The 21,815-nt window shown below is 74.3% G+C and carries 21 protein-coding genes; 8 read left to right on the top strand and 13 right to left on the bottom strand.

Annotated features, from left to right (window positions below; translation table 11 throughout):
* Window positions 1-42: 42 nt before the first annotated feature.
* The 3 genes from AB0E07_RS05020 to AB0E07_RS05010 all read right to left on the bottom strand — a co-directional run bounded on the left by AB0E07_RS05020 (window position 43) and on the right by AB0E07_RS05010 (window position 3,333).
* Entirely contained in the window at window positions 43-1,371 is a 1,329-nt protein-coding gene (locus AB0E07_RS05020) for a PTS transporter subunit EIIC (protein ID WP_362246517.1), read from the bottom strand.
* A gap of 16 nt (window positions 1,372-1,387) precedes the next feature.
* Window positions 1,388-2,323, bottom strand: coding sequence for an N-acetylmuramic acid 6-phosphate etherase (gene murQ / locus AB0E07_RS05015; protein ID WP_362246515.1), 936 nt, complete (start codon window positions 2,321-2,323; stop codon window positions 1,388-1,390).
* 77 nt (window positions 2,324-2,400) lie between these two features.
* Window positions 2,401-3,333, bottom strand: coding sequence for a MurR/RpiR family transcriptional regulator (locus AB0E07_RS05010; protein ID WP_362246513.1), 933 nt, complete (start codon window positions 3,331-3,333; stop codon window positions 2,401-2,403).
* Between the two features lie 55 nt (window positions 3,334-3,388).
* Here AB0E07_RS05010 and AB0E07_RS05005 point away from each other — a divergent pair, with 55 nt between their 5' ends.
* Together AB0E07_RS05005 and AB0E07_RS05000 are read left to right on the top strand one after the other, a co-directional pair.
* Complete coding sequence (locus tag AB0E07_RS05005) at window positions 3,389-3,781, top strand: hypothetical protein (protein ID WP_362246511.1); 393 nt, start codon at window positions 3,389-3,391, stop codon at window positions 3,779-3,781.
* Window positions 3,778-4,038, top strand: a complete 261-nt coding sequence (locus tag AB0E07_RS05000; RefSeq protein WP_362246509.1) for a DUF4031 domain-containing protein — start codon at window positions 3,778-3,780, stop codon at window positions 4,036-4,038. The genes AB0E07_RS05005 and AB0E07_RS05000 overlap by 4 nt, the downstream gene beginning before the upstream one ends.
* On the opposite strand, the gene AB0E07_RS04995 is transcribed toward AB0E07_RS05000, so the two are convergent.
* Window positions 4,035-5,135 carry a GNAT family N-acetyltransferase gene (locus tag AB0E07_RS04995; protein WP_362246832.1) on the bottom strand — a complete coding sequence of 367 codons (1,101 nt, stop codon included), beginning with the start codon at window positions 5,133-5,135 and terminating at the stop codon, window positions 4,035-4,037. The two genes, AB0E07_RS05000 and AB0E07_RS04995, sit on opposite strands and share 4 nt — an antisense overlap.
* Before the next feature lie 18 nt (window positions 5,136-5,153).
* A complete protein-coding gene (locus AB0E07_RS04990; RefSeq protein ID WP_362246507.1) occupies window positions 5,154-5,816 on the bottom strand; it encodes a hypothetical protein in 663 nt (220 codons plus the stop codon).
* Window positions 5,817-5,945: 129 nt separating this feature from the next.
* On the opposite strand from AB0E07_RS04990, the gene AB0E07_RS04985 reads away from it, so the two are divergent.
* Window positions 5,946-6,638 carry a copper homeostasis protein CutC gene (locus AB0E07_RS04985; protein ID WP_362246505.1) on the top strand — a complete coding sequence of 231 codons (693 nt, stop codon included), beginning with the start codon at window positions 5,946-5,948 and terminating at the stop codon, window positions 6,636-6,638.
* 256 nt (window positions 6,639-6,894) lie between these two features.
* Here AB0E07_RS04985 and AB0E07_RS04980 read toward each other — a convergent pair whose 3' ends face one another.
* A complete protein-coding gene (locus AB0E07_RS04980) occupies window positions 6,895-8,937 on the bottom strand; it encodes a UvrD-helicase domain-containing protein (protein WP_362246503.1) in 2,043 nt (680 codons plus the stop codon).
* A 307-nt stretch (window positions 8,938-9,244) separates the two neighbouring features.
* Here AB0E07_RS04980 and AB0E07_RS04975 point away from each other — a divergent pair, with 307 nt between their 5' ends.
* The gene (locus tag AB0E07_RS04975; protein ID WP_362246501.1) at window positions 9,245-9,430 is read left to right on the top strand and encodes a hypothetical protein; all 186 of its coding nucleotides are present in this window, start codon (window positions 9,245-9,247) and stop codon (window positions 9,428-9,430) included.
* A 6-nt stretch (window positions 9,431-9,436) separates the two neighbouring features.
* Here AB0E07_RS04975 and AB0E07_RS04970 read toward each other — a convergent pair whose 3' ends face one another.
* Both AB0E07_RS04970 and AB0E07_RS04965 read right to left on the bottom strand, forming a co-directional pair.
* Window positions 9,437-11,083, bottom strand: coding sequence for a DNA repair helicase XPB (locus AB0E07_RS04970; RefSeq protein WP_362246499.1), 1,647 nt, complete (start codon window positions 11,081-11,083; stop codon window positions 9,437-9,439).
* Window positions 11,084-11,168: 85 nt separating this feature from the next.
* Window positions 11,169-13,691, bottom strand: a complete 2,523-nt coding sequence (locus AB0E07_RS04965) for a helicase C-terminal domain-containing protein (protein WP_362246496.1) — start codon at window positions 13,689-13,691, stop codon at window positions 11,169-11,171.
* 133 nt (window positions 13,692-13,824) lie between these two features.
* On the opposite strand from AB0E07_RS04965, the gene AB0E07_RS04960 reads away from it, so the two are divergent.
* Window positions 13,825-14,823, top strand: a complete 999-nt coding sequence (locus AB0E07_RS04960) for a hypothetical protein (protein ID WP_362246494.1) — start codon at window positions 13,825-13,827, stop codon at window positions 14,821-14,823.
* A gap of 23 nt (window positions 14,824-14,846) precedes the next feature.
* Window positions 14,847-15,494 carry an HAD family hydrolase gene (locus AB0E07_RS04955; protein ID WP_362246492.1) on the top strand — a complete coding sequence of 216 codons (648 nt, stop codon included), beginning with the start codon at window positions 14,847-14,849 and terminating at the stop codon, window positions 15,492-15,494.
* On the opposite strand, the gene AB0E07_RS04950 is transcribed toward AB0E07_RS04955, so the two are convergent.
* Window positions 15,473-15,721 (bottom strand): hypothetical protein, encoded by a 249-nt coding sequence (locus AB0E07_RS04950; RefSeq protein WP_362246490.1) that lies wholly within the window; start codon window positions 15,719-15,721, stop codon window positions 15,473-15,475. The two genes, AB0E07_RS04955 and AB0E07_RS04950, sit on opposite strands and share 22 nt — an antisense overlap.
* A 165-nt stretch (window positions 15,722-15,886) precedes the next feature.
* Here AB0E07_RS04950 and AB0E07_RS04945 point away from each other — a divergent pair, with 165 nt between their 5' ends.
* Window positions 15,887-16,270 carry a cold-shock protein gene (locus AB0E07_RS04945; RefSeq protein ID WP_362246487.1) on the top strand — a complete coding sequence of 128 codons (384 nt, stop codon included), beginning with the start codon at window positions 15,887-15,889 and terminating at the stop codon, window positions 16,268-16,270.
* Between the two features lie 24 nt (window positions 16,271-16,294).
* Here the strand turns inward: AB0E07_RS04945 and AB0E07_RS04940 are convergent, their stop codons facing one another.
* The 4 genes from AB0E07_RS04940 to AB0E07_RS04925 form a co-directional block, all read right to left on the bottom strand.
* Window positions 16,295-17,134 carry a 1,4-dihydroxy-6-naphthoate synthase gene (locus tag AB0E07_RS04940; protein ID WP_362246485.1) on the bottom strand — a complete coding sequence of 280 codons (840 nt, stop codon included), beginning with the start codon at window positions 17,132-17,134 and terminating at the stop codon, window positions 16,295-16,297.
* Entirely contained in the window at window positions 17,131-17,763 is a 633-nt protein-coding gene (locus AB0E07_RS04935; protein ID WP_362246483.1) for a futalosine hydrolase, read from the bottom strand. The genes AB0E07_RS04940 and AB0E07_RS04935 overlap by 4 nt, the downstream gene beginning before the upstream one ends.
* A gap of 23 nt (window positions 17,764-17,786) precedes the next feature.
* Window positions 17,787-18,275, bottom strand: coding sequence for a DUF2771 domain-containing protein (locus tag AB0E07_RS04930; protein WP_362246481.1), 489 nt, complete (start codon window positions 18,273-18,275; stop codon window positions 17,787-17,789).
* Between the two features lie 70 nt (window positions 18,276-18,345).
* Window positions 18,346-19,770 (bottom strand): MFS transporter, encoded by a 1,425-nt coding sequence (locus AB0E07_RS04925; protein WP_362246479.1) that lies wholly within the window; start codon window positions 19,768-19,770, stop codon window positions 18,346-18,348.
* A gap of 274 nt (window positions 19,771-20,044) precedes the next feature.
* On the opposite strand from AB0E07_RS04925, the gene AB0E07_RS04920 reads away from it, so the two are divergent.
* A complete protein-coding gene (locus tag AB0E07_RS04920) occupies window positions 20,045-20,971 on the top strand; it encodes a DUF3027 domain-containing protein (RefSeq protein WP_362246477.1) in 927 nt (308 codons plus the stop codon).
* Window positions 20,972-21,815 lie beyond the last annotated feature (844 nt).

Below are 21,815 nucleotides of genomic sequence, written 5' to 3'. Positions count from 1 at the left end.
GCGGGTGACGGGGGCGGCGGCGGACGGTTCCGTCCGCCGCCCTCACGCGGTGTGCGCCCTCAGCCCGAAGAGGTAGGTGGCCGCGAAGCCCACCGCGTACCCCGTGAGCAGCCCGCCCGCGTAGACCGCCGCCGTCCAGGCCAGGCCCCCCGGCCCCGACAGCAGGGGGAACAGGGCCCATCCCGAGGGCCCGATCGCGGTCGCGCCCACCCGGTCGCCGAGCATCGCGAACCCGCCGACGAAGGCGCCGCCCGCCGCGCCGCCCGCGCACGCCGTCAGGAACGGGCGGCCCAACGGCAGCGACACCCCGTAGATGAGCGGCTCGCCGACGCCGAGCAGGCCCGCCGGGAGCGCCGACCGGATGGTGCTGCGCAGGGTGGTGTCGTGGCGCAGCCGGACGTACACCGCCAGGGCCGCGCCGACCTGGCCCGCGCCCGCCATCGCCAGGATGGGCAGCAGCACGGTGTGGCCCTGCTCCTCGATCAGGGTCGCGTGGACGGGGATCAGCGCCTGGTGCAGGCCCAGCATCACCAGCGGCAGGAACAGGCCGCCCAGCACCATCCCGGCGGCCGCACCCGTCGTGGTCAGCAGCCAGTTCGCCGCCGTGCCGATGGCCGAGGAGACCGCGCCGGCCACGAACATCAGGCCGTAGAGCGTGGCCAGGCCCGCCACCAGGACCGTCAGCGTCGGGGTCAGCAGGACGTCCAGCGTGCCGGGCATCCGGCGCCTGCACCACTTCTCGACGTACGTCCCCAGCAGCGCCGCCGCGAGCGCGCCCAGCACCCCGCCCTGACCCGGCGCGAGGGTCACCCCGAACGCCGTCACCTTCGCCACGCCCGGGTAGACCACGATCGCCGCGACCGCGCCGCCGAGCACGGGCGTGCCGCCGAACTCCTTCGCCGTGTTGTGGCCGACGAACACCGCGATCAGGGCCATGAAGCCGGCGGCGACCGCGGACAGGGCGGGCGTGAGTCCGGGCAGCCACCCCAGGTTCAGCAGCAGGCCGTTGAGGCCCGCCAGCACCCCGCAGCCGATCAGCGCCGGGATCAGCGGGACGAAGACGTTCGCCACCCGGCGCAGCGCCAGCTTCAGCGGGGTCGCGTTACGGGCCGCCTGCGTCCGCTTGCGCAGCAGCGCCTCGAAGTCGGCCGTCACCCGGGCGACCGCGCCCGGCCCCAGCACGATCTGGTACGTGTCGTCGTCGACCACGCCGAGGACCCCGGGCACCGCCCGCAGCGCCTCCTCGTCCACCAGGGAGCGGTCGTTCAGGCCCAGTCGCAGCCGGGTCATGCAGTGGGCGACGGAGGTGATGTTCGCGGGGCCGCCGACGAGGGGCAGGATCGCGGCGGCCGTGTCGCATGAGGTGCTCACCCCCCGAGACTGCGGTTCAGCCGCCCGCCGCCGCCAGCGCGGCACGCAGATGACCGCCGGACTCCTCCAGAAGGCGGGCGGCCGTCGGGCCGTCGACCCCGGCGAGGACGGCGAGGACGGCGTTCTTCACCTCGCCGTCGGTGGCGGTCAGCGCCCGTTCGATCTCCGCGTCCTCCGCGCCCGTGGCCAGCGCGACGATCCGGCGGGACCGGGCGCGCAGCTTGTCGTTGGAGGCCCGCACGTCGACCATCAGGTTCCCGTAGGTCTTGCCCAGCCGGATCATCGTGATCGTCGAGATCATGTTGAGGACGAGCTTCTGCGCCGTCCCGGACTTCAGCCGGGTGGAACCGGTGAGCAGTTCGGGGCCGACGACGACCTCGATGCCGTGCTCGGCGGCGGCCGCGAGGGCACTGTCCGCGTTGCAGGACAGGCCGATCGTCAGCGCGCCCAGGGCCCGCGCGTGTACGACGGCGCCGACGGCGTACGGGGTGCGGCCGGAGGCGGAGACGCCGACCACCGTGTCGAGGGCGGTGAGCCCCAGGGCGTCGAGGTCGGCGCGGGCCAGCTCGGCGGAGTCCTCGGCGCCCTCCACCGAGGTCACCATCGCCGTCGGTCCGCCCGCGATCAGCCCGACCACCTGCGCGGGGTCGGTGTTGAAGGTGGGCGGGCACTCGGAGGCGTCGAGCACGCCGAGCCGCCCGGCGGTGCCCGCGCCCGCGTAGACGAGCCGTCCGCCGCGCGCCATGCGCTCGGCCACGGCGTCGACGGCGGCGGCGATCTTCGGCAGGCAGGCGGCCACGGCGGCGGGCACGGAGGTGTCCTCGCCGTTCATCAGACGGGCGATGTCGAGGGTGGGGAGCTTGTCGATGTCGGCCAGTTCGGGGCGGAACGCCTCGGTGGTGAGGGAGTCCAGCTCGGCACGGAGTGCGCGGGGGTCGGACGATGCGGTCATGGAGCTCATTTCCGGTGCGGGTGCGGCCTGTCGTCTTCCGGGCCGCGGCCGGTGGGGGTGCGGCCCGTCGTCTGGGGCTACCGCCGGTGCCGGTGCGCCAGCGCCTCGTAGGACGCCGCCAGCGCGGGCGCCGCGGTCTCGTACGTACGCTGCATGACACCCACGAACAGACAGTCCACGACCAGGAGTTGACTGGTCCGGGAGGACATGGCCGCGGGGCGCAGCTCGGTCTCGCGCGCGGTGGACGTGGTCAGTACGTGGTCGGCGTACTGGGCGACCGTACCGTCCGGCCGCCCGGTGATCGCCACCGTCGTCGCGCCGTGCTCGAAGGCGACGCGGAGCGGCTCGATCACGTCACCCGTGGAGCCGGAGTGGGTGATCGCGACGGCCGCGTCACCCGCGCGCAGCTGCACGGCGTTGGTCACGGCGAGGTGCGGATCGCTGTGCGCCTGGGCTATGAGCCCGATGCGCAGCAGCTTCTGGGTGAGGTCCTGGGCGACGAGTCCTGAGGCCCCGATGCCGTAGACGTCGATCCGGCGGGCACCGGACAGCGCGGTGACGGCCGCGCCGAGCTGGGCGGTGTCGAGTCCGGCCGCGGTGTCGGCGAGGGTCTGCTGCTCGTCGTAGGCGAGTTTGGCGACCACGTCGGCGATCGGGTCGTCGACCGCGATGTCGGTGGTGATCGCGGGGGCCCGCCCCGACTGCTGCTGGGCGGCGAGCCCGGCGAGGGCGAGGCGCAGATCGCGGTAGCCGGGGTAGCCGAGCAGCCGGGCGGTGCGCACGACGGTCGCCTCGCTGGTGCCGGTCAGCTCGGCGAGGCCGGTGACGGTGAGCGCCGCGCAGCCGGCCGGGTCGCCGGCCACGGCCTCGGCGACGCGCTGCATGGAGCGGGTCATCGACGGTGCCAGCGTGCGCACCTTCGCCGCGAGGGCGGCGGGGGCCGGAGGCGGGCCGCTCGGCCGGTCGGCCCGACCGCCCTGCCCGAAAGTTTCCTTCACATGCTGGGTCACGGTTGAAAGATATTTTCGCTTCAGTGTTGTGGTCAAGAGTGCGCACAATGGGGGCATGGATCCCTCCGGCCACCCCCTAAGCCCTCTGGAGCAGGCGTTGCACGCGGCACGCGCCCGGGTGCTCGCCGATCTGGTCGCGCGCGAGGTCGCCGAGGCGGACGTCGTCTCCCTGGTGGAGGACTCGGTGGTCCAGCGCCGCTGGTGGGTGGAGCAGTGGCCGGAAGGCGCCGCCTATGTCGCGGGTCTGGTCGCGCAGGACGTCCAGGACGCCCTGCTGGAGCGGTACGGCCGCTGGCCGCTGTGCCCGGTCTGCGGCCAGGGCGACCCGCACGCACTGGACGTGGAGCCCGAACTCGGCCCCGATCCGCACTGGGTGTGCCACAAGGCGGGCGTGAAGGTGGCGTCCGTCGGTTCGCTGGGCGCGGCGGGCGGAGCGGCCCGCCCGTGACGGTGTACATCGACCCGCCGACCTGGCCCGGCCACGGCCGCATGTGGTCCCACCTGGTCAGTGACGTCTCCTTCGCCGAACTGCACGCCTTCGCCGACGCCCTAGGCGTACCCCGCCGGGCTTTCGAACGTGATCACTACGACCTACCCTCGCACCGCTACGCCGACGCGGTGGCCGCCGGAGCGGTGGAGGTCAGCAGCCGGGACGTGGTGCGGTTGCTGACCGGAGCGGGTCTGCGCCGCCCGAAGGGGCGCTAACCGGCGCTGGTGCGCAGGTACACCTGGAGGGGGCCGTCCGTCTCGCGGTGCTCGCCCATCGCCCGCTCCTCCTCCACGGTGGCCCGTACGAAGCCCGAGCGGGTGAGCACGGCCTGCGAGGCGCGGTTTCCGTGGTCCACGGTCGCCAGCAGGGTGTGCACGTCGTCCCTGGCCAGCGCCCACCCGGCGAGCGCGCGCAGCGCCTCCGTGGCGTAGCCGTGGCCGCGGGCGGACTCCGCGAGGTCGTAGCCGATCTCGACCCGGCCCTCCTCGTCCGGGGCGCCGTGGAAGCCGAGCGCGCCGACCGCCCGGTCGTCCTCCCGCCGGACCAGGACGAAGACCCCGAACTCCGGGCGGTGCACGCCCGCTTCGTACGCCTTCAGCAGCATCCCGGACGCCTCGCGGGTGCCGTCGTAGGGGCCGCCCGCGACCCAGTCGAAGCCGCCGTCGCCGCCCGCGGCGAGGTCGGCGGCGGTCGCCGGGGTCAGGCTCTCCAGGGTGAGGCGTTCGGCGGGGACGACGAGGTTGTTCACCCAGTGCCAGTCGGTGACCGGGGCGCGGCCGGGCAGGTCGCCGCGGCCGGTGGCCCACAGCAGGGTGCTCCAGGGCGTGGGGCCCGGCTGGACGTGCGGCAGGAGCCTGGTCAGGACGGACTCGGCCAGTTCGGCGGGCGGTCGGTACTCCAGGCCCAGGGCTTCGGCGATGTCGTACGTGTGCAGGAGCACCTCGCCCACGCCGAGCGCGGCGAAACCCTCCGGGTCGGCGGTGCCGTACGGGCACGGGTGGTGGGCGCGGAGGCCGCGCGGGGTGGTGCGGACGGTGGCGGTGAGCAGGGCGCCGGCGGTCTCCACGGCGTGCAGGGCGCCCGCGCCGCCCGGGCCGTCCTCCGGGGCGACGGAGAAGGGCACGTGCGGGTTCTCCCCGCGGGCGGCCAGCCGGCTCGCGTAGATCATCAGGGAGTGGGCGACGTGCACCGCCGCCTCCCGGCAACTCCACCGCGAGCGGGCCGCCTTGACCGTGTCCCAGTCCCGTGCGTCCGCCGTCCGCAGCAGAGCGACCGAGCCCGCCACCGCTTCCCGCACCCGTTCCCCGCCCATGTGTCGCATGCGGGCAGGCTATGCGGACGGGGCGGACGGCTGCGAGAGCATTTCCAGTTCGCCGGCGAGGTTGCGGCGGGCCGCCTCCTCCCAGTTCCGCTCACCGTACGGAGTCCTGAACAGCCTTGGCAGGTCCAGGAGTTGGCGCAGGATCGCGGACCGGCCGGTCCGGAAGGCGTCGTCCGGCACGAAGTGGTACTCGGCGCGGACGGCGGCCGTGTAGGCGGCGTACGCGGCGGGCGGCGAGGCGAGGACCGCGAGATCCGCGTCGCACAGGACCCGGCCGTCCGCGTCGCCCTCGGCGGGATCGTGGGTGACGGTGAGGCGGACCAGGCGGGCGACCTCGGCGACCCGCTCCCCGCCCACCCCGGCCTCGGACAGGGCGCGCTCGGCGAGCCGCGCGGACCGCTCCTCGTTCTCCGAACGGTCCGGCAGATACACCGCGTCGTGGAACCAGGCCGCCAGCCGGACCGTCACGGGGTCGTCGGCGTACCGCTCCAGCTCGTCCAAGTGGCCCAGGACCGCGGCCAGATGATCGACGGTGTGGTAGTGCCGCTGCGGCTCCGACCAGCGCTTGAGCAGCGCCTCGCCGTACCGCTCGGGATCGGGGTGGTCCGCGTCGCCGCGTGCCCGGAGCAGGGTGTCCAGCCAGCGCCGGCGGAGGTCGTCGAGATCGGCCATGCGCCCATTCTCCGCGACCGGCGCGGGGCGGGCCGGGGGCGGGGGCCTTCCGGGGCGGGCCCGTGGTGTGGCAGGCGTAGTCTTGGGACACAATTGGACTAGACCTATAGAGCCGATGAATGGGGCCCCATGAGCAAGCGTGCAGTCCTGGAGGTGATCGCCCTCGACGCCGAGGACGCGGTGGCCGCCCAGGCCGGAGGCGCGGACCGCCTCGAACTCGTCACCGACATGGCGGCCGACGGGCTCACCCCGCCCCTCGGGACCGTCGCGGCGATCCGCGCCGCGGTGGACATCCCGGTGCGGGTGATGCTCCGGCTCACGGACGGCTTCGCCGCGGGCGACGTCGACCGGCTGGTCCGGGTGGCCGGGGAACTGCGCTCCACCGGGGCGTCGGAGTTCGTCCTCGGGTTCCTCGACACGGACGGCGCGGTCGACCTGGACGCGGTGGAGCGGCTCACCGCGGTGCTCGAAGGATGCCGGTGGACGTTCCACCGGGCCGTCGACAGCGCGGCGGACCGGGACGCCCTGCGCAAGGCGCTGGACGGCCTGCCCGGTCTCGACACCTACCTCACCGCGGGATCGGCGGCCGGTGTGGACGAGGGCCTGCCGGTCCTCCTCGCCGAGGCCGCGCGCGGCGGCGAACCGGGGTACGAGCAGCAGATCCTCGTCGGCGGCGGACTGCGCCTGGAACACGTCCCGTATCTGCGCTCCGCCGGAATAGACGCCTTCCACATCGGCGGCGCGGCCCGCCCCCGAGGCTGGGGCGAACCCCTGTCCCAGGCGGCCGTCGCGGAATGGCGCCGAGTCCTCGACACCCCCTGAACCACCCCGGGCCCGCGGCACTCCTGAGCCACCCCGGGCCCGCGGCACTCCTGAGCCACCCCGGGCCCGCGGCACTGCTGAGCCACCCCGGGCCCGCGGCGCCCCTGAGCCACCCCGAACACGCGGCACCCCTGAGCCACCCCGAACACGCGAACGGCGTCCCGCCACCGGCCGGACGCCGTCGTCGTTCCGCCACCGGCCGGACGCCGTCGTCGTTCCGCCCAGCCCGGCCCCGCACCTGACCGGGGGCCCCGGGTCAGGCCGTGAGTTCCGGGGGCAGCGGTGCCGTGTGGGTCACCGTCAGGCCCGAGACCGCGCGGGTCAGGGCCACGTACAGGCGGCGCAGGCCCGTTCGTTCGTCGGGCTCGCCGGCGACCACCGCGCCGGGCTCGTCGAGCACCACGTAGTCGTACTCCAGACCCTTCGCCAGCGATGCCGGGACCAGCGTGAGACGGGTCTCCTCCGTCGTCTCCTCACCGGGGGAGAGGTGGCCGATGCCCGCCCCGGCCAGCGCCCGCGCCAGCTCCGGGATCCGCGCGTCCGCCGCGATCAGGCCCGTGGAGCCCTCGTTGCGCAGCAGCTCCTCGCACGCCGCGACCACGTCCGCCGTCCCGCTCACCGGCCGCACCTCGAAGAACCCCGGGTTCTCCCGGACCGAGGCCACCGGGGTCAGCCCCGGCGCGATGTGCGGGAGCAGCCGCGAGGCGTAGGCGATCACGTCCGTCGGGACGCGGAAACCCGCCGTCAGCTCCTCCACCTGCCCGTCCGCCTTGCCCAGGTGCGCCAGCGCCTCCGCCCAGCTCTTCGTCGCCCACGGCGTGGTGCCCTGCGCCAGGTCGCCCAGCACCGTCGCCGAGCCCGTCGTGCAGCGCCGGCCCACCGCCCGGTACTGCATCGGCGACAGGTCCTGCGCCTCGTCCAGCACCACATGCCCCAGCGAGGGCGTCCGCCGGACCAGGTCCGTCGCCTCGTCGATCAGCACCGCGTCCGCCGCCGACCACTTCGCCGACTTCACCGACCGCACCGGACGCGCCCACAGGATCAGCTTCCGCTCCTCCTCGGTCAGCAGGTCCGCCGCGTGCTCCGCGAGGAACTCCTCGTCCGTCAGCAGCCGCAGCACCAGCTTCGCCGGCTCCACCGCCGGCCAGACCGCCTTCACCGCCGCCTTCACCGCGGTGTTGCGGGCCACCGCGTCCTGGACCCGGTCGTCGGGCGCCTCGCCCGAGCGCTCCATCTGCACCAGCACCGCGTGCGCGATCCGCTGCGGCAGCGCCTCCCTCGCGGCGCCGTACCGGATCTCCCGGTCCAGCAACTCCCGCACGATGTCCTGGAGTTCGTACGACGGCACCCGCCACCGGCGCGAGCCGCGCACCACCACGACCGACTCCGTCGGCATCGTCACCTGCGCGTACAGCGCCCGCCGCAGCACCTCGGCCATCCGCGCGTCGCCCTTCACGACCGCGGCCGCCGCCTCGTCCGTGCCGCGCACCTCCACGTGCGCCACCAGGTCGTCCACCGTCGCCTGCTGCACCGTCAGCTCGCCCAGCGCGGGCAGCACCTGCTCGATGTAGTGCAGGAAGGACCGGTTCGGCCCGATCACCAGCGTCCCGGTACGGGCGAGCCGCTCCCGGTGGGCGTACAGCAGATAGGCCACCCGGTGCAGGCCCACCGCCGTCTTCCCGGTGCCCGGACCGCCCTGCACGCACACCGTGCCGCCCAGACCGGACCGTACGATCTCGTCCTGCTCGGGCTGGATCGTGGCGACGATGTCCCGCATCGGGCCCACGCGCGGGCGCTCGATCTCCTGCTGGAGCAGCTTGCTGGTCCGGGCCGCCTCGCCCGGGTCCGACAGGTGCTCGTCCTCGTAGGCGGTGAGGCTGCCGCCCGTGTACCCGAAGCGCCGGCGCAGCGCCACGTCCATCGGGTCCTTCCGGGACGCCCGGTAGAACGGCTGCGAGACCGGCGCCCGCCAGTCGATCACCATCGGATCGCCGACCGCGTCGTGCACATGCCGGCGCCCGATGTAGAACTGCTCGCCCTCGGAGCCCTCGGTCAGCTCCACGCCCGGCGCGTGCAGGTAGTCGAGGCGGCCGAAGAAGAGCGGGGTGTCGCTCAGATCGGCCAGCGCCTTGATCCGGTCGTCGATCTGGCGGGCGAGCACCGCCGCGTTGACCCAGTTCGCGGTGACGTCCTTGATGTCGAGCGCCTCGGCGTCCTCGCGCATGGCGCGCAGCGCGGCACGGGAGGAGGCCAGGTGGGAGCGCTCTCTGGACAGCGGGTCGTCGAGGGGCGTGGACAAGGGGGTGCCTCCGGTGGGCCTGCGGTTCGGGCGCTGCGGGAAGCCGTCCGGTTTCCGTCCGGACGGCGGCACTCCGCGAAGGGAGGCGGGCAAGAGCGGAGATTCTAGGCGAGGGCGGGAGGCTCGGGCGAACGCATTTCCCCGCACCCTCCCGTCCGTTCCGACGTTCCGACGTCCCCTAGGGGACTCCTGCCCGGCGCTCTCCTCCTGGAGGGCGGCCGCTCCGCCCTGGGGACGACCCGCTGCCGGACCGGGTTCGCCCCGCAGACCGATGCTCTCCTTATGTCCCGGAATCCACCATGGAGACATGAGTACAGCAACCGTCCACCCAGCCCCCGGCCGCCATCCGGCCACCGGAGCCACCCCGGTCCTCGGCAGCCACCGCCACCGCCTCGGCGACGCCGTGCGCGCCGTGCGCGTCTTCGTCGGCGCCGCCTACGACGTCGTCATCCTCGGCGAGTACGGCGACGAGGCGGGCGTCCGCCGCCGGTGAGCGCCCTCAGGAGCCCTCCGCCAGGATCTCGTCCGCGTCCACGATCCGGTACGCGTACCCCTGCTCGGCGAGGAACCGCTGGCGGTGCGCCGCGAAGTCCTGGTCGATCGTGTCGCGGGCGACCACCGAGTAGAAGTGCGCCTGATGGCCGTCGGCCTTCGGCCGCAGCACCCGTCCCAGCCGCTGGGCCTCCTCCTGGCGGGAGCCGAAGGTGCCCGAGACCTGGATGGCGACCGTGGCCTCCGGCAGGTCGATGGAGAAGTTGGCGACCTTCGAGACCACCAGCACGCTGATCTCGCCCTCCCGGAACGCGTCGAAGAGCTTCTCGCGCTGCGCGTTCGGCGTCTCGCCCTTGATCACCGGCGCGTCCAGATGCTCACCCAGCTCGTCGAGCTGGTCGATGTACTGGCCGATCACCAGGATCTGCTGGCCAGCGAACCGCCGCACCAGCGCCTCCGTCACCTTCCGCTTGGTGGCGGTCGTCGCGCAGAAGCGGTACTTCTCCTCCTGCTCCGCGGTCGCGTACGCGAGCCGCTCGGAGTCGGTGAGATTGACCCGGACCTCGACACAGTCGGCGGGCGCGATGTAGCCCTGCGCCTCGATCTCCTTCCAGGGCGCGTCGAAGCGCTTGGGCCCGATCAGGGAGAACACGTCCGACTCCCGGCCGTCCTCCCGCACCAGCGTCGCCGTCAGCCCCAGCCGCCGCCGCGCCTGGAGATCCGCCGTGAACTTGAAGACCGGCGCGGGCAGCAGATGCACCTCGTCGTAGACGATCAGCCCCCAGTCCCGGGAGTCGAACAGCTCCAGATGCGGGTAGACGCCCTTCCGCCGGGTCGTCAGCACCTGGTACGTGGCGATCGTGACCGGCCGGATCTCCTTGCGGGTCCCGCTGTACTCGCCGATCTCGTCCTCGGTCAGCGAGGTCCGCTTCACCAGCTCGTGCTTCCACTGCCGGGCCGAGACGGTGTTGGTGACCAGGATCAGCGTCGTCGACCTGGCCTCGGCCATCGCCCCCGCGCCGACCAGCGTCTTTCCGGCCCCGCAGGGCAGGACGACCACTCCGCTCCCGCCGTGCCAGAAGTTCTCCACGGCCTGCCGCTGGTACGGCCTGAGCGCCCAGCCGTCCTCGGCCAGATCGATGGGGTGCGCCTCGCCGTCGACGTACCCGGCGAGGTCCTCGGCCGGCCAGCCCAGCTTCAGCAGCGTCTGCTTGATCTGCCCGCGCTCGGAGGGATGGACGACCACCGTGTCCGGGTCGATCCGCGCGCCGACCAGCGGCGCGATCCGCTTGGAGCGCAGCACCTCCTCCAGCACCGGCCGGTCGGTGGTGGTCAGGACGAGCCCGTGCGCGGGGTGCTTGGACAGGGTCAGCCGGCCGTACCGGTCCATGGTCTCCGCGACGTCCACCAGCAGCGCGTGCGGCACGGGGTACCGGCTGTACAGCACGAGCGCGTCCACGACCTGCTCGGCGTCGTGCCCGGCGGCCCGCGCGTTCCACAGCCCGAGCGGGGTCACCCGGTAGGTGTGGATGTGCTCCGGCGCCCGCTCCAGCTCGGCGAACGGCGCGATGGCCCGACGACAGGCGTCGGCCTGCTCGTGGTCGACTTCCAGAAGCAGAGTTTTGTCGGACTGGACGATCAGCGGTCCGTTCACGTACGCATCCCTCCGGACGGGTCCAAACCTCCAGTGTGCCCCAACCCCGCCCGGTCGCGGGGCGGGCGTGGGTCACACCCGGGGCCTACTCGTCCGCCAGCTCCGCCACCCCCGTCACCCGGTGCAGGGGGTAGGTGCGGACCTCGTCCGCGGTGTGGTCGTACGCCGTGACGAAGCCGCCCTCCACGCGGATCGGGGCGATCACGCGCTGGCTGGCGGCGCCCTCGGCGTTGACGTAGCCGATCCACACCGCCTCGCCGGTCAGGACGGCCGCCTGCATGGTGGCGAGGGTCTCGGCGGAACCGGTGCGGGGGAGTTCCCCGCCGGAGGGCGCGGCCTGCTTGCGCGGGGCGGTGGAGGCCAGGTCGCCCGCCCGGATCGCGCGGATCGCCGCCGACAGCAGCGTCGCGTCCGGGACCGGCGGGCCGTCCGGGACCGGCTCGGGCGCGGTGCGCGGCGGGGTGCGGTGGGCGAGGGCACGGGTGATCAGGACATCGCCCTCCGCGGACTCCGCGGCCGGCGCGAAGCCCATCGCGCGCAACCCCTCCAGCAGGGCCGCCGGGTCGGCCTGGGCGGCCAGCACGGTCGGCGCGAGACGGCGCAGCCGCAGACCCGCGGCCCGCTTGTCGGCGAGGATCTCGTTCAGTACGGCGTCGTCGTCGCAGCGGACGTAGGCGGAGGCCGCGCCCACCCGCAGATGGCCGTGCTTGCGGGCCACGTCGTCGATCAGGTACGCCAGCGGCTGCGGCACCGGCGTGCGGGAGTGCGCGGTGAGGAAGGCGTGCAGGTCGGAGGCGGACTGACCGGAGTCGAGGGCACGGCGCACCGAACCGGGCGTGAAGCGGTAGACGGTGGCGCCGCCCTTGGACTCCACGTCCGCGAGGACGCCGAGCATGTCGGCGAGCGGCCGCCGGAGCGGGCCCGGGGCCACCGCGGTCAGGTCCGCCTGGAGCAGCACGTGGTCCAGCGGCTCGGGCAGCAGCGGAGCCAGCAGCCGCGCGGCCGTGGCGGCGGCGGTGGCCTGCTCGGGCGGGGAGAGCGCGGCGACGGCGGGCGCCGGATGGTGGTGGACGGGCAGCTTGTCGCCGGGTCCGGCCGGCTCCTTCGCCGCGCGGGCCCGGCTCTGCGGCTCCGGCAGCCCGAGCAGGGCACGGCCGTGCGCCGCCAGGGCGCCCCGACCGGTCACGCCGAGCCGCTCGGCCTCCTCCAGCGTCCACCGGGCCAGCTGTCCGCGCAGGTCCTCGCCCTTCTGCGGGCCGCGCAGGGGCCGCTCCCAGCCGAGCCGGGCGAGCACCGAGGCGCCGTCCGCCGCGGCGCCCGGCGGCAGCGCGGCCAGCAGCGCCAGCACCCGGTGCCGGACCTCCGGCGCCGCGGAACGGTCGAGTCCGGGGCCGAGGGCGGAGAGCGTACGGTCCTTGGCGTCCCGGCCGCCGACCAGCCCGGGCGTCCTGGTCGCCGTCAGCCAGGTCCGGGCCAGTTGCGCCCACCGCAGCTGCGGGGGCTGCTCCAGCCACTCGTCGTAGGCGGGAGTGGCCGCGTACCGTTCGTCGGCCTCGCCGTCGGAGGCGAGCAGCCCGGCGGCGAGGGCCAGTTCGACCCAGAACGCGGCGACCGGTTCGGCGACGTCGAGGGCGACGGCGGTCCGCTTGAGGTCACGGACGCTGAGCCCGCCGGCCCGCAGCACCGCCGGCCCGCCCTCGTCCCAGTCCTTGAGGAGTTCCTCCACGGTCGCGAGGGCGCTGTACGCCTGTCCGGCCGCGGTCGCGTCCACCACCTGCGGGGCGTGGGTGGCGGCGGCCTCCACGGCGGGCGGCAGCGGCTCGGTCGCGCGGTGCGCGCGGCCGCCGCGCAGATGCAGGGCGACCTCGCGGGGCAGGACGACGGTGCCCGGTGTCGTCGGCAGCAGCAGCCCGCGGTCCAGCAGCCAGCGCAGGTGCGCCGCCGGGTCGGCGGTGACCTGTCCGTAGGGCGGGCCCCAGACCAGGCGGGACAGCACGTCCAGGGAGTCGGCCGGGGCGTCGGCGAGCAGCGCGGACATCCGGCGCCGGTCGGTGAACAGCCCGGTCAGCGCGGTCACGGCGGAGACGGCGTCGTGCGTGGACGGCAGTCCGGCGGCGGCGACGATCTCCTGGACGCGGCCCGGCGACATGCCCGAGGTCGCCTCCCGCACGGTGGGCCCGAGACCGGTCGGGGACGGGTGCTGGGGGCTGGGGGAGAGCAGCTCACGGGCGGTGCGCACCAGCCGGAGCCGGTCGTCGTCGCCCCACACCAGTGCCTGCTCGCGCAGCAGGGCCACGGCCCGGGGGAGGGCTCCCTCGACCGCGCCGTCGCCCTCGTCGCCGGCCGTCAGCCGCAGCAGTTCCCCGTACGGCGCCGGGTCCGCGGCCACCGCCAGCGCCTCGGCGGTCTGGAGCGCGAAACGGTCCAGCCGCTCCAGCGCCCGCACCACGGAGGCGCGCGTCCCGGCCCGCGTCGCGAGCTGGGTCAGGTCCGTCGGGACGGGGGTGATGAGATCGGGCCGGCTGCGCAGGAGCACGGCCAGGGAGGCGTCGTCCCGCGCGCGGAGCGCTTCCGCGAGGGAACGGGGCGAGGGTGCCGGGTCGCTCATCCGACCCACGTTAGCGGGTGGGTATGACGATCGGGTTCGCCCGCGTCGCCCGGACGCCCTCGGTCTTCCGGGCGGTGCGACACGGTACCTTCGTCGCGCGGGGTTTCAACACGGCGACCCCCGGAGGGACTTCGTGGGGATTGAGAGCGACCAGGTCGTCTACGAGTATCTGAGCCGCGTCGGAGACGTCGCTCAGCAGCGGCAGTTGCCGTCGGCCACCCGGATGCGGCTCGTGTCGGAGCTGCGCAACGAGATCGACCGGCGCCGGTCCAAGGTGCCCGTCGACTCTCCCGCGGCCGTCCGCCGGATCATCGAACGGCTCGGCACCCCCGACGACGTGGTCACCGCGGCCGGCGGCCGGGGCGGTCCCGCCCCCCAGGCACCGGCCGCCGTCGTGCCCGCACAGCCCGACGGGGAGCCCCGGAGGCTGCGGCGGATCGTGCCGCGGCCCCGCACCGCCGAGGCCGCCGCGGACCCCGACGTCCCGTCCCCGCCGCATCTCGCCGGTACCCACGAACTCGGTGACAGCGCAGCCCAGCCCGACTGGTGGCGGGTGGACTCCAGCCCGTTCGGGGTCGGCGACGAGGTCCCGGGGTTCGTCGGCGGCGTCGAGATCCCCGAACTGCTCAAGCCGCCGCCCCCCAAGGACTCGGGCGACACCAAGCCGGGCGGCAAGGGCGCGGGCGACCGGGCCCCGGCCGCCGCGGTCGTGGAGAAGGCGGCCGAGCCGGCCGAGGAGGAGACCGCCGGGCGCCGGCGGCTGCGGTTGCTGCCCGGCGGGGCGTTCAAGGGCAAGGGCCGGCAGAACCCGCTGCTGCTCCTGGCCGCCGCGCTGCTCGTGGCCGGCGCGGTCCTCGGCAACCTCGTCGTGCTGATCCTCGGCTGGCTCCTCGCCTACGGCTCGCGGCGGCTGACCGACGGCGAGCGCAAGGGCGCCGTGGTGATCGTGCCGGGGCTGGCCGCCACCGCGGGCGCCGTCTGGCTGTGGGGCCGCGCCGAGGGCCGCTGGGGCGACCCCATTGCCGAGGGGCAGCTGAACGACGCCGTCGCCGGGACCTGGCCCTGGGTGGTGCGGGGCGCCGCGGTCGCGTCGGCGCTGTATCTGGTGTGGCGGTCGCAGAGGCAGAAGTAGGGGCGCGGGAGCGGGTGGGCACAATGGCCCATATGGCCTTCACCGCGCACCCCGAGCCCGCCCCGACCGTCGGCTTCGACCTCGACATGACCCTCATCGACTCCCGGCCCGGCATCCACGCCTGCTACACCGCGCTCGCCGAGCGGACCGGCACCTTCGTCGACGCCGATCTCGCGGTCACCCGGCTCGGTCCGCCGCTGGAGGAGGAGCTGGCCCACTGGTTCCCGGCGGAGCGGATCGCGGGGACCGCCGAGCTGTACCGGGCGATGTACCCGGAGCACGCGATAGCCGCCACCCCGGCGCTGCCCGGCGCCGCCGAGGCCATCGCGGCCGTACGCCGGGCCGGCGGGCGGGCGGTCGTCGTCACCGCCAAGTACGAGCCCAACGCGAAGCTGCACCTCGAACACCTCGGGATCGAGCCCGACGCGGTCGTCGGCGACCTGTGGGCCGAACGCAAGGCGGAGGCGCTGCGCGAGTACGGCGCGGGCGTCTACGTCGGCGACCACCTCGGCGACATCCGCGGCGCGCGCGCCGCCGGGGCGCTGTCGGTGGCCGTCGCGACCGGCCCCTACGACGCCGAGGCCCTGCGCGCGGCGGGTGCCGACGTCGTCCTGCCCGACCTCACGCACTTCCCCGCGTGGCTGGCGGACTACCGCCCCGCGCGCGCCTGACGGCGCCCCGCCGCGATCGACTGGAACACCCCCGCGCCGGCGATCAGGAATCCGACCCCCATCAGCATGCTCAGCAGGAACATGAACGTCGGAAAGGGAGTCGTTCCGAGCAGCAGCGGGGCCACGGTGACCAGAGTGGCCAGGGCACCGGCGAAGAACACGACCGCTCCGACTCGGATCAGTCGGTCACCGGCCGCGGCGGAATTCGTTTGGGTTTTGTCACGCACTCGACCAGGGTAGTTCCCTGCCCGAAGGAACAACCTGGGGACGTCTTGTCACCGGCCCGAAGACCATTAGCCTGGGAACCGGCGGGTCAAGGTCGACCCGCCCCAGTGCTATCAAGACCCCTTAGCAGAAGCAGTTTTCCGACGAGTACGAGGACGAGGACAGACGTGCCTACCGGCAAAGTCAAGTGGTTCAACAGTGAGAAGGGCTTCGGCTTTCTCTCCCGCGACGACGGCGGTGACGTCTTCGTGCATTCCTCGGTTCTCCCCGCCGGAGTGGAGACGCTCAAGCCCGGTCAGCGCGTGGAGTTCGGCGTGGTCGCCGGACAGCGCGGCGACCAGGCCCTCTCCGTCTCCATCCTCGACCCGACCCCCTCGGTCGCGGCGGCGCAGCGCAAGAAGCCGGACGAGCTCGCCTCGATCGTGCAGGATCTGACGACCCTGCTGGAGAACATCACGCCGATGCTGGAGAAGGGGCGTTACCCCGAGAAGACCTCCGGGAAGCAGATCGCCGGTCTGCTCCGAGCGGTCGCCGACCAGCTCGACGTCTGACCGTCACGGGACCTCCTCAGGAGGTCAGGGGAATTCCAGTGCGTCCGGGCCGAGGGGCGGCAGCAGTCCCTCGGCCGCGGCACGGGTCAGCAGTCCGCGCACCGCGGCGTAGCCGTCCTCGCCGAGGCCGGCGGTGAACTCGTTGACGTACAGCCCGATGTGCTGGTCGGCGACGGCCGGGTCCATCTCCTGGGCGTGCTCCATGACGTAGGGCCGGGAGGCCTCGGGGTCGTCCCAGGCCGCCCGCACCGAGGCGCGGATCGACTCGGCGAGCGCGGTCAGCCGCTCGGCGCCCAGCGCGCGCTTGGCGATGATCGCGCCCAGCGGGATCGGCAGCCCGGTGGTCCGCTCCCAGTGCTCGCCCATGTCGGCGAGCTTGTGCAGCCCGTACTCCCGGTACGTGAACCGGGCCTCGTGGATCACGAGTCCGGCGTCCACCTTGCCGTCCCGCACCGCGGGCATGATCTCGTGGAACGGCATCACCACGATCTCGCCGACCGTGCCGCCGAGGGTGTCCGCCGCCCAGAGCCGGAACAGCAGGTACGCCGTCGACCGCTCGCTGGGCACCGCGACCGTGCGGCCGGCGAGATCCAGTCCCGGCTCCCGGGTCAGCACCAGCGGACCGCAGCCCCGGCCCAGGGCGCCCCCGCACGGCAGCAGCGCGTACTCGTCGAGGACGTAGGGCAGCACCGCGTACGACACCTTCAGCACGTCGAACTCGCCGCGCTCGGCCATGCCGTTGGTGAGGTCGATGTCCGCGAAGGTGACGTCCAGCTCGGGCGCGCCGGGGACGCGGCCGTGGGCGAGGGCGTCGAAGACGAAGGTGTCGTTCGGGCAGGGGGAGTACGCGATGCGAAGGCTCATACCGACTTCCAACTCTCCAGTGCGGGCGTGAGCTTCCCGAAGCCCGCCGCCAGGGCCGCCAGGGCCTCGGGGATGCGCCAGGCGGCGCGGTCGCGCGGACCGACCGGGTTGGAGACGGCCCGGATCTCCAGGACGGGCACCCCGTGCGCGGCCGCCGCCTCGGCGACGCCGAAGCCCTCCATGGCCTCGGCGAGGGCGGCGGGGTGGGCCTGACGCAGCGCGGCGGCGCGGGCGGCGGTGCCGGTGACGGTGGAGACGGTGAGGACGGCGCCGGTCAGGGCGTGCGCGGCGTCGGCCGCCCGGCGCACCAGCTCCCGGGGCGGGCGGTGGGTGACGGCGCCGAAGCCGAGGTCGGTGACCGGCACGAAGCCGTCGGGCGTCTCGGCGCCCAGGTCGGCCGCGGTGATCTCGTCGGCGACGACGAGGGAGCCGACGGGGGCGTGCGGCGCGAAACCGCCGCCGATGCCGGCGGAGACGACCAGGTCGTACGGGCGGCCGGCGAGCGCGGCCCGGGTCAGCGCCACGGCGGTGCCGGCGGCTGCCGCGGCGGGACCGACCCCCACGGCCAGGACGTCACCGGGGAACGCTCCGGCCACCGCGTCCCGTTCGGCGGGGACGGCGGTGGCCACGAGGACGCGTACGGGGGACGTGGTCAGTCGTCCTTCTTCAGCTTGAAGGACCACAGCCCGGTGACCGCGGTGCTCTCCTCCTCGCCGTCGCCGGCCTTGATGGAGACGAGGGTGGAGTTGCCCTGGGCGCCGTACTGGGCGTTGAAGAACACGCTGCCCGGGATGGTGGTGTACGTCTTGTCGAAGGAGTCGGTGAGCGGCTGGCCGTTCATCAGGATCGTCCAGCGCTTGTCCGCGATCTCCGGGTCGACACCGAAGCGGACGGTCTCGTCGGGGTCGACGGTGATGGACTTGATGTCGGTGTCCTTCAGGCACGCCGTCAGGTCCTGCGTCTTCAGCGTCTCGCCCTCGCCACCGCAGGTGGCCTCCTCGCTGACCGAGGAGGATCCGACGGTGATCGTCGCGATCGGGGTGGGCTTGTCGCAGGCAGACAGAACGAGCAGTCCGGCGGAAACGGCGCCGGCGGCTGCGACGGCGCGGCGGCGTCGCACAACGGATTGCAGCGTGGTCATGGGCGAAGGTTATCGGGACCTTACGGCGCTCTCTCTACGTGGGGGTACGGCGTGCCGCGGCGGGAGGGCCCTACGCCACTCCCGTGCGCGGCGAGCCGCCGTGCCGGGCCGAGCCGATCAGGCCGCGGACGGTGGTCAGCCAGCCCGCGCCGACGATGACGGCGGCCACCGACATGCCGAGCACGCCGTTCAGCGGCAGCACGATGCCGATGGCGCCGCCGAGCACCCAGGACATCTGGAGCAGCGTCTCGGAGCGGGCGAAGGCCGAGGTGCGCACCAGTTCCGGCACGTCCCGCTGGATCAGCGCGTCCAGGGACAGCTTCGCCAGGGCCTGGCAGAACCCGGCGACGGCCGCGAGGCAGGCGACCAGGGCCGCGCTGAAGAGGACGGCGGCGGTGATCGCGGCGGCCCACACGCAGGCCACCACGGTGACGATGATGATCTCCGGGGCGCGCGATCTCAGCCATGCCCCGACCGCCGTGCCGCAGGCGTTGCCCACGCCGGCCGAGACGGCCACTATCCCCAGCGACACCGCGGCGCTCTGGCCGGCCAGCGGATGCTCGCGGAGCAGGAACGCGAGGAAGAAGATCAGGAAGCCGGAGAGACAGCGCAGCGAGGCGTTGGCGCCGAGCGCGTGGGTGACGGCGATGCCGACCGTGCGCAGCCCCGGGCGCTTGACGGGCTTCAGGTGCGGGCCGTGCAGGTGCTGGGCGTCCGCCGCGAGCAGCGCGGTGTCCTCGCCCTTGGCGGAGTCGACCTTCGGCGGCAGCGTGAAGGACAGGATCGTCCCCGCCACGAAGATCACGAAGGCTCCGTAGAGCGGCCAGCGCGGCCCGATCGCCTGGAGGCCCGCGCCGATGGGCGCGGCCACACCGGTGGCCAGCAGTCCGCCCAGGGTCACCCGGGAGTTCGCCTTGACCAGCGAGAACTTGGGCGGCAGCAGACGTGGCACGACGGCGCTGCGGACCACGCCGTACGCCTTGGAGGCAACCAGGACGCCGAGGGCCGCCGGGTACAGCTGGATGCTGCCGGTGATCACGGCGCCGGACAGGACCAGGGCGAGCAGGGCGCGGGCGAGCATCGCGCACGCCATCGCCGCGCGGCGGCCGTGCGGGACCTTGTCCAGCAGCGGGCCGATCACCGGCGCGAGGAGCGTGAAGGGCAGCATGGTGATCGCGAGGTACATCGCGACCCGGCCGCGGGCCTCGTCGGTGGGGACCGAGAAGAACACGGTCGAGGCGAGCGCCACGGTGATCATGACGTCGCCGGCGCCGTTCACGGCGTGCAGCTCGATCAGTTTGCCGAGGCCCGACTCGCCCGCTCCGTGGGCGTGGGTCGCCTTGCGGATGCCGCGTACGGTGCCGGTGACCGGAAAGTGCAGGGCACGTCCGACGGAGCGGACGGCGCCGCCGATCCGGCCCGAACCGCCGCTTCTGCTGCGTCCCCTGTTCCCACCGACCCCGGTGGCTCCCTGGGGCGTCCGCGCGGCTGCCACGACGTCATAGTGCCCCGAGATGGGCCCGCGTAGTGCGGTTACCGCGCGTATGGCGGTGGCTTTGTCAGTGGTTTGCGACCGTCGGTGTAGGCCGAGCGCCGGTGAACAGGTAGCGTGCGTATCTCGGCCATCCCGCAGAATGGATGGTGACAGGTGCGCCCGAGTGTGAAGGGGCGAGGACGTCGACGCGGTCCCCAGGTCCGCTCCGTCCGCCGCCCCGCCGCCTTCAGGCAGCCGCACCACAGTGAGACGGCGTAGGAGAGAAGCGATACCTGTGAGCGCAGCGACCACGCGAAGCCGCACCCCCGACCGCCTGTGCGCCGAGGCGGTCGACCTCGCCCGCACCGCCGCCGAGGAGGCCGCCGCGCCCGGCGTCGTCGGGGAGCACGCCGGTCTGGTCTCCGAGGGCGACCGAGTCGTCACGCACTTCTTCGAGTGCAAGGAGATGGGCTACCGGGGCTGGCGGTGGGCCGTGACGGTGGCGCGGGCCTCCCGGGCCAAGTTCGTCACCCTGGACGAGGTCGTCCTGCTGCCCGGCCCGGACGCCCTCCTCGCCCCCGAGTGGGTGCCGTGGAGCGAGCGGCTGCGCCCCGGTGACATGGGTCCCGGGGACCTGCTCCCCACCGACGCCGAGGATCTGCGGCTGGAGCCCGGCTACAGCGGGGAGGACGAGCCGGTGCCCAGCTCCGCCGTCTCCCACGAGATGGCCGAGCTGGTCGAGGCCGAGGACGCCGAGGTCACCGGCGGCACGCCGGCCCATCTGCCCGTCGCGCCCTCGCGGGGCTCGATCGCGTCGGTCGCCGAGGAACTGGGCATGCGGCGCGCGCGGGTCCTGTCCCGCTACGGACTGCATGTCGCCGCCGACCGCTGGGAGGAGGGGTTCGGGGCGAAGACCCCGATGGCGCAGGCCGCCCCCGCGCCCTGCGTCAGCTGCGGCTTCCTGATGCCGCTGGGCGGCTCCCTGGGCCAGGCCTTCGGTGTCTGCGCCAACGAGTTCGCCCCCGCCGACGGCCGGGTCGTCTCCCTGACCTACGGCTGCGGCGGCCACTCCGAGGCGGCCGTCATGCCCAGGCCTCCGCAGCCGCCCCCGCCGGTGATCGACGAGACCACCGTCGACCCCTTCCCGCTGCGCCCGGCGTCCGACTCGGGCTCGGTCCCGGCGGTTTCGGACGACACCACGGCGGACCTGGGCCACTCCTAGCCCAGTCGGGCCGGGGGTTCTCCTCCGCGGTCCGAGTGGGCGGGCGCCCGGCGGTTGGGTTTTCTCCTCCGGGTCGAGTGGGTGGGTGTCCCGGCGGTTGGATTTCTCCACCTGGCCGAGGGGGCAGGCGTCCCGGTCGCTCCACGGTCGCTCCACGGTCGCTCAACGACCGCGGACGCGGATCGCCGTTGCGGCCCCGCAGACAGCCGCGTACGCCGCCCGGCTCGCCGTCCGGGCACCGGGTGCCTCCCGTGCGGTCCGCAGGGCCCTGGGCCGCCCCGCACACCGGCGCAGGGCATCGGGCCGCCGCACACCGGCGCAGGGCATCGGGGCGCCGCGCACCGGTGCCGCCGCACACCGCCGCACGGCGGCGGCCGGTTCGCCGCCGCCGCGCCGCGGGGGCCAGTGGTGCGCGGGCGGGAGTCCGGGGCGCGGGTGCCGCCGCTCGTGGGCCCAGATGCCGCCCGTACGCCACGGCAGGCCGCGTGAGGTGCGGCAGCCGGTGGCGCGTGGCGGCCGCCGAGGTTCCGTGAACGTCGGCGGCCGGCCGCGGAAGCCTCATCCACGCCCACGGGGTGTCCGAGGGGTCGTGCGGCCGCACGCCGTAGTCGCCGGTGCCGGCTCCCCGAGAGCGGTTGTCGTGCGTGCCGCGGGCCGGACGTGCGGCTTCCCCGGTCCGGCGCCGGGGGCCCGCCGGTTGTCGGCGCGGTCCGTGCGGGGGCTGCTCGCGCCCCGGTGTCCGAGGGCGTCGCGGGCGGCCGGGAGCGGGGTGGGTGCGGGCCGGGGGCGGCGTGGACGCGGGGCGTCCGTCGGAGGGTGGGCAGCGCGGTACCTTCGTCGTCAC

The organism is Streptomyces sp. NPDC048002 (assembly GCF_040653275.1).
In the GTDB taxonomy this organism is placed as follows: domain Bacteria; phylum Actinomycetota; class Actinomycetes; order Streptomycetales; family Streptomycetaceae; genus Streptomyces.
The sequence above is the reverse complement of the archived record's forward strand: the minus strand, read 5'-3'. Positions and strand labels throughout refer to the sequence as shown.

What these genes read in the sequence shown, in the direction of transcription:
- murQ (WP_362246515.1), bottom strand. Translation starts at nt 2,323, where the DNA reads ATGACCGCATCGTCCGACCCCCGCGCACTCCGTGCCGAGCTGGACTCC.
- AB0E07_RS05005 (WP_362246511.1), top strand. Translation starts at nt 3,389, where the DNA reads ATGGATCCCTCCGGCCACCCCCTAAGCCCTCTGGAGCAGGCGTTGCAC.
- AB0E07_RS04995 (WP_362246832.1), bottom strand. Translation starts at nt 5,135, where the DNA reads ATGGGCGGGGAACGGGTGCGGGAAGCGGTGGCGGGCTCGGTCGCTCTG.
- AB0E07_RS04990 (WP_362246507.1), bottom strand. Translation starts at nt 5,816, where the DNA reads ATGGCCGATCTCGACGACCTCCGCCGGCGCTGGCTGGACACCCTGCTC.
- AB0E07_RS04985 (WP_362246505.1), top strand. Translation starts at nt 5,946, where the DNA reads ATGAGCAAGCGTGCAGTCCTGGAGGTGATCGCCCTCGACGCCGAGGAC.
- AB0E07_RS04975 (WP_362246501.1), top strand. Translation starts at nt 9,245, where the DNA reads ATGAGTACAGCAACCGTCCACCCAGCCCCCGGCCGCCATCCGGCCACC.
- AB0E07_RS04965 (WP_362246496.1), bottom strand. Translation starts at nt 13,691, where the DNA reads ATGAGCGACCCGGCACCCTCGCCCCGTTCCCTCGCGGAAGCGCTCCGC.
- AB0E07_RS04955 (WP_362246492.1), top strand. Translation starts at nt 14,847, where the DNA reads ATGGCCCATATGGCCTTCACCGCGCACCCCGAGCCCGCCCCGACCGTC.
- AB0E07_RS04940 (WP_362246485.1), bottom strand. Translation starts at nt 17,134, where the DNA reads ATGAGCCTTCGCATCGCGTACTCCCCCTGCCCGAACGACACCTTCGTC.
- AB0E07_RS04930 (WP_362246481.1), bottom strand. Translation starts at nt 18,275, where the DNA reads ATGACCACGCTGCAATCCGTTGTGCGACGCCGCCGCGCCGTCGCAGCC.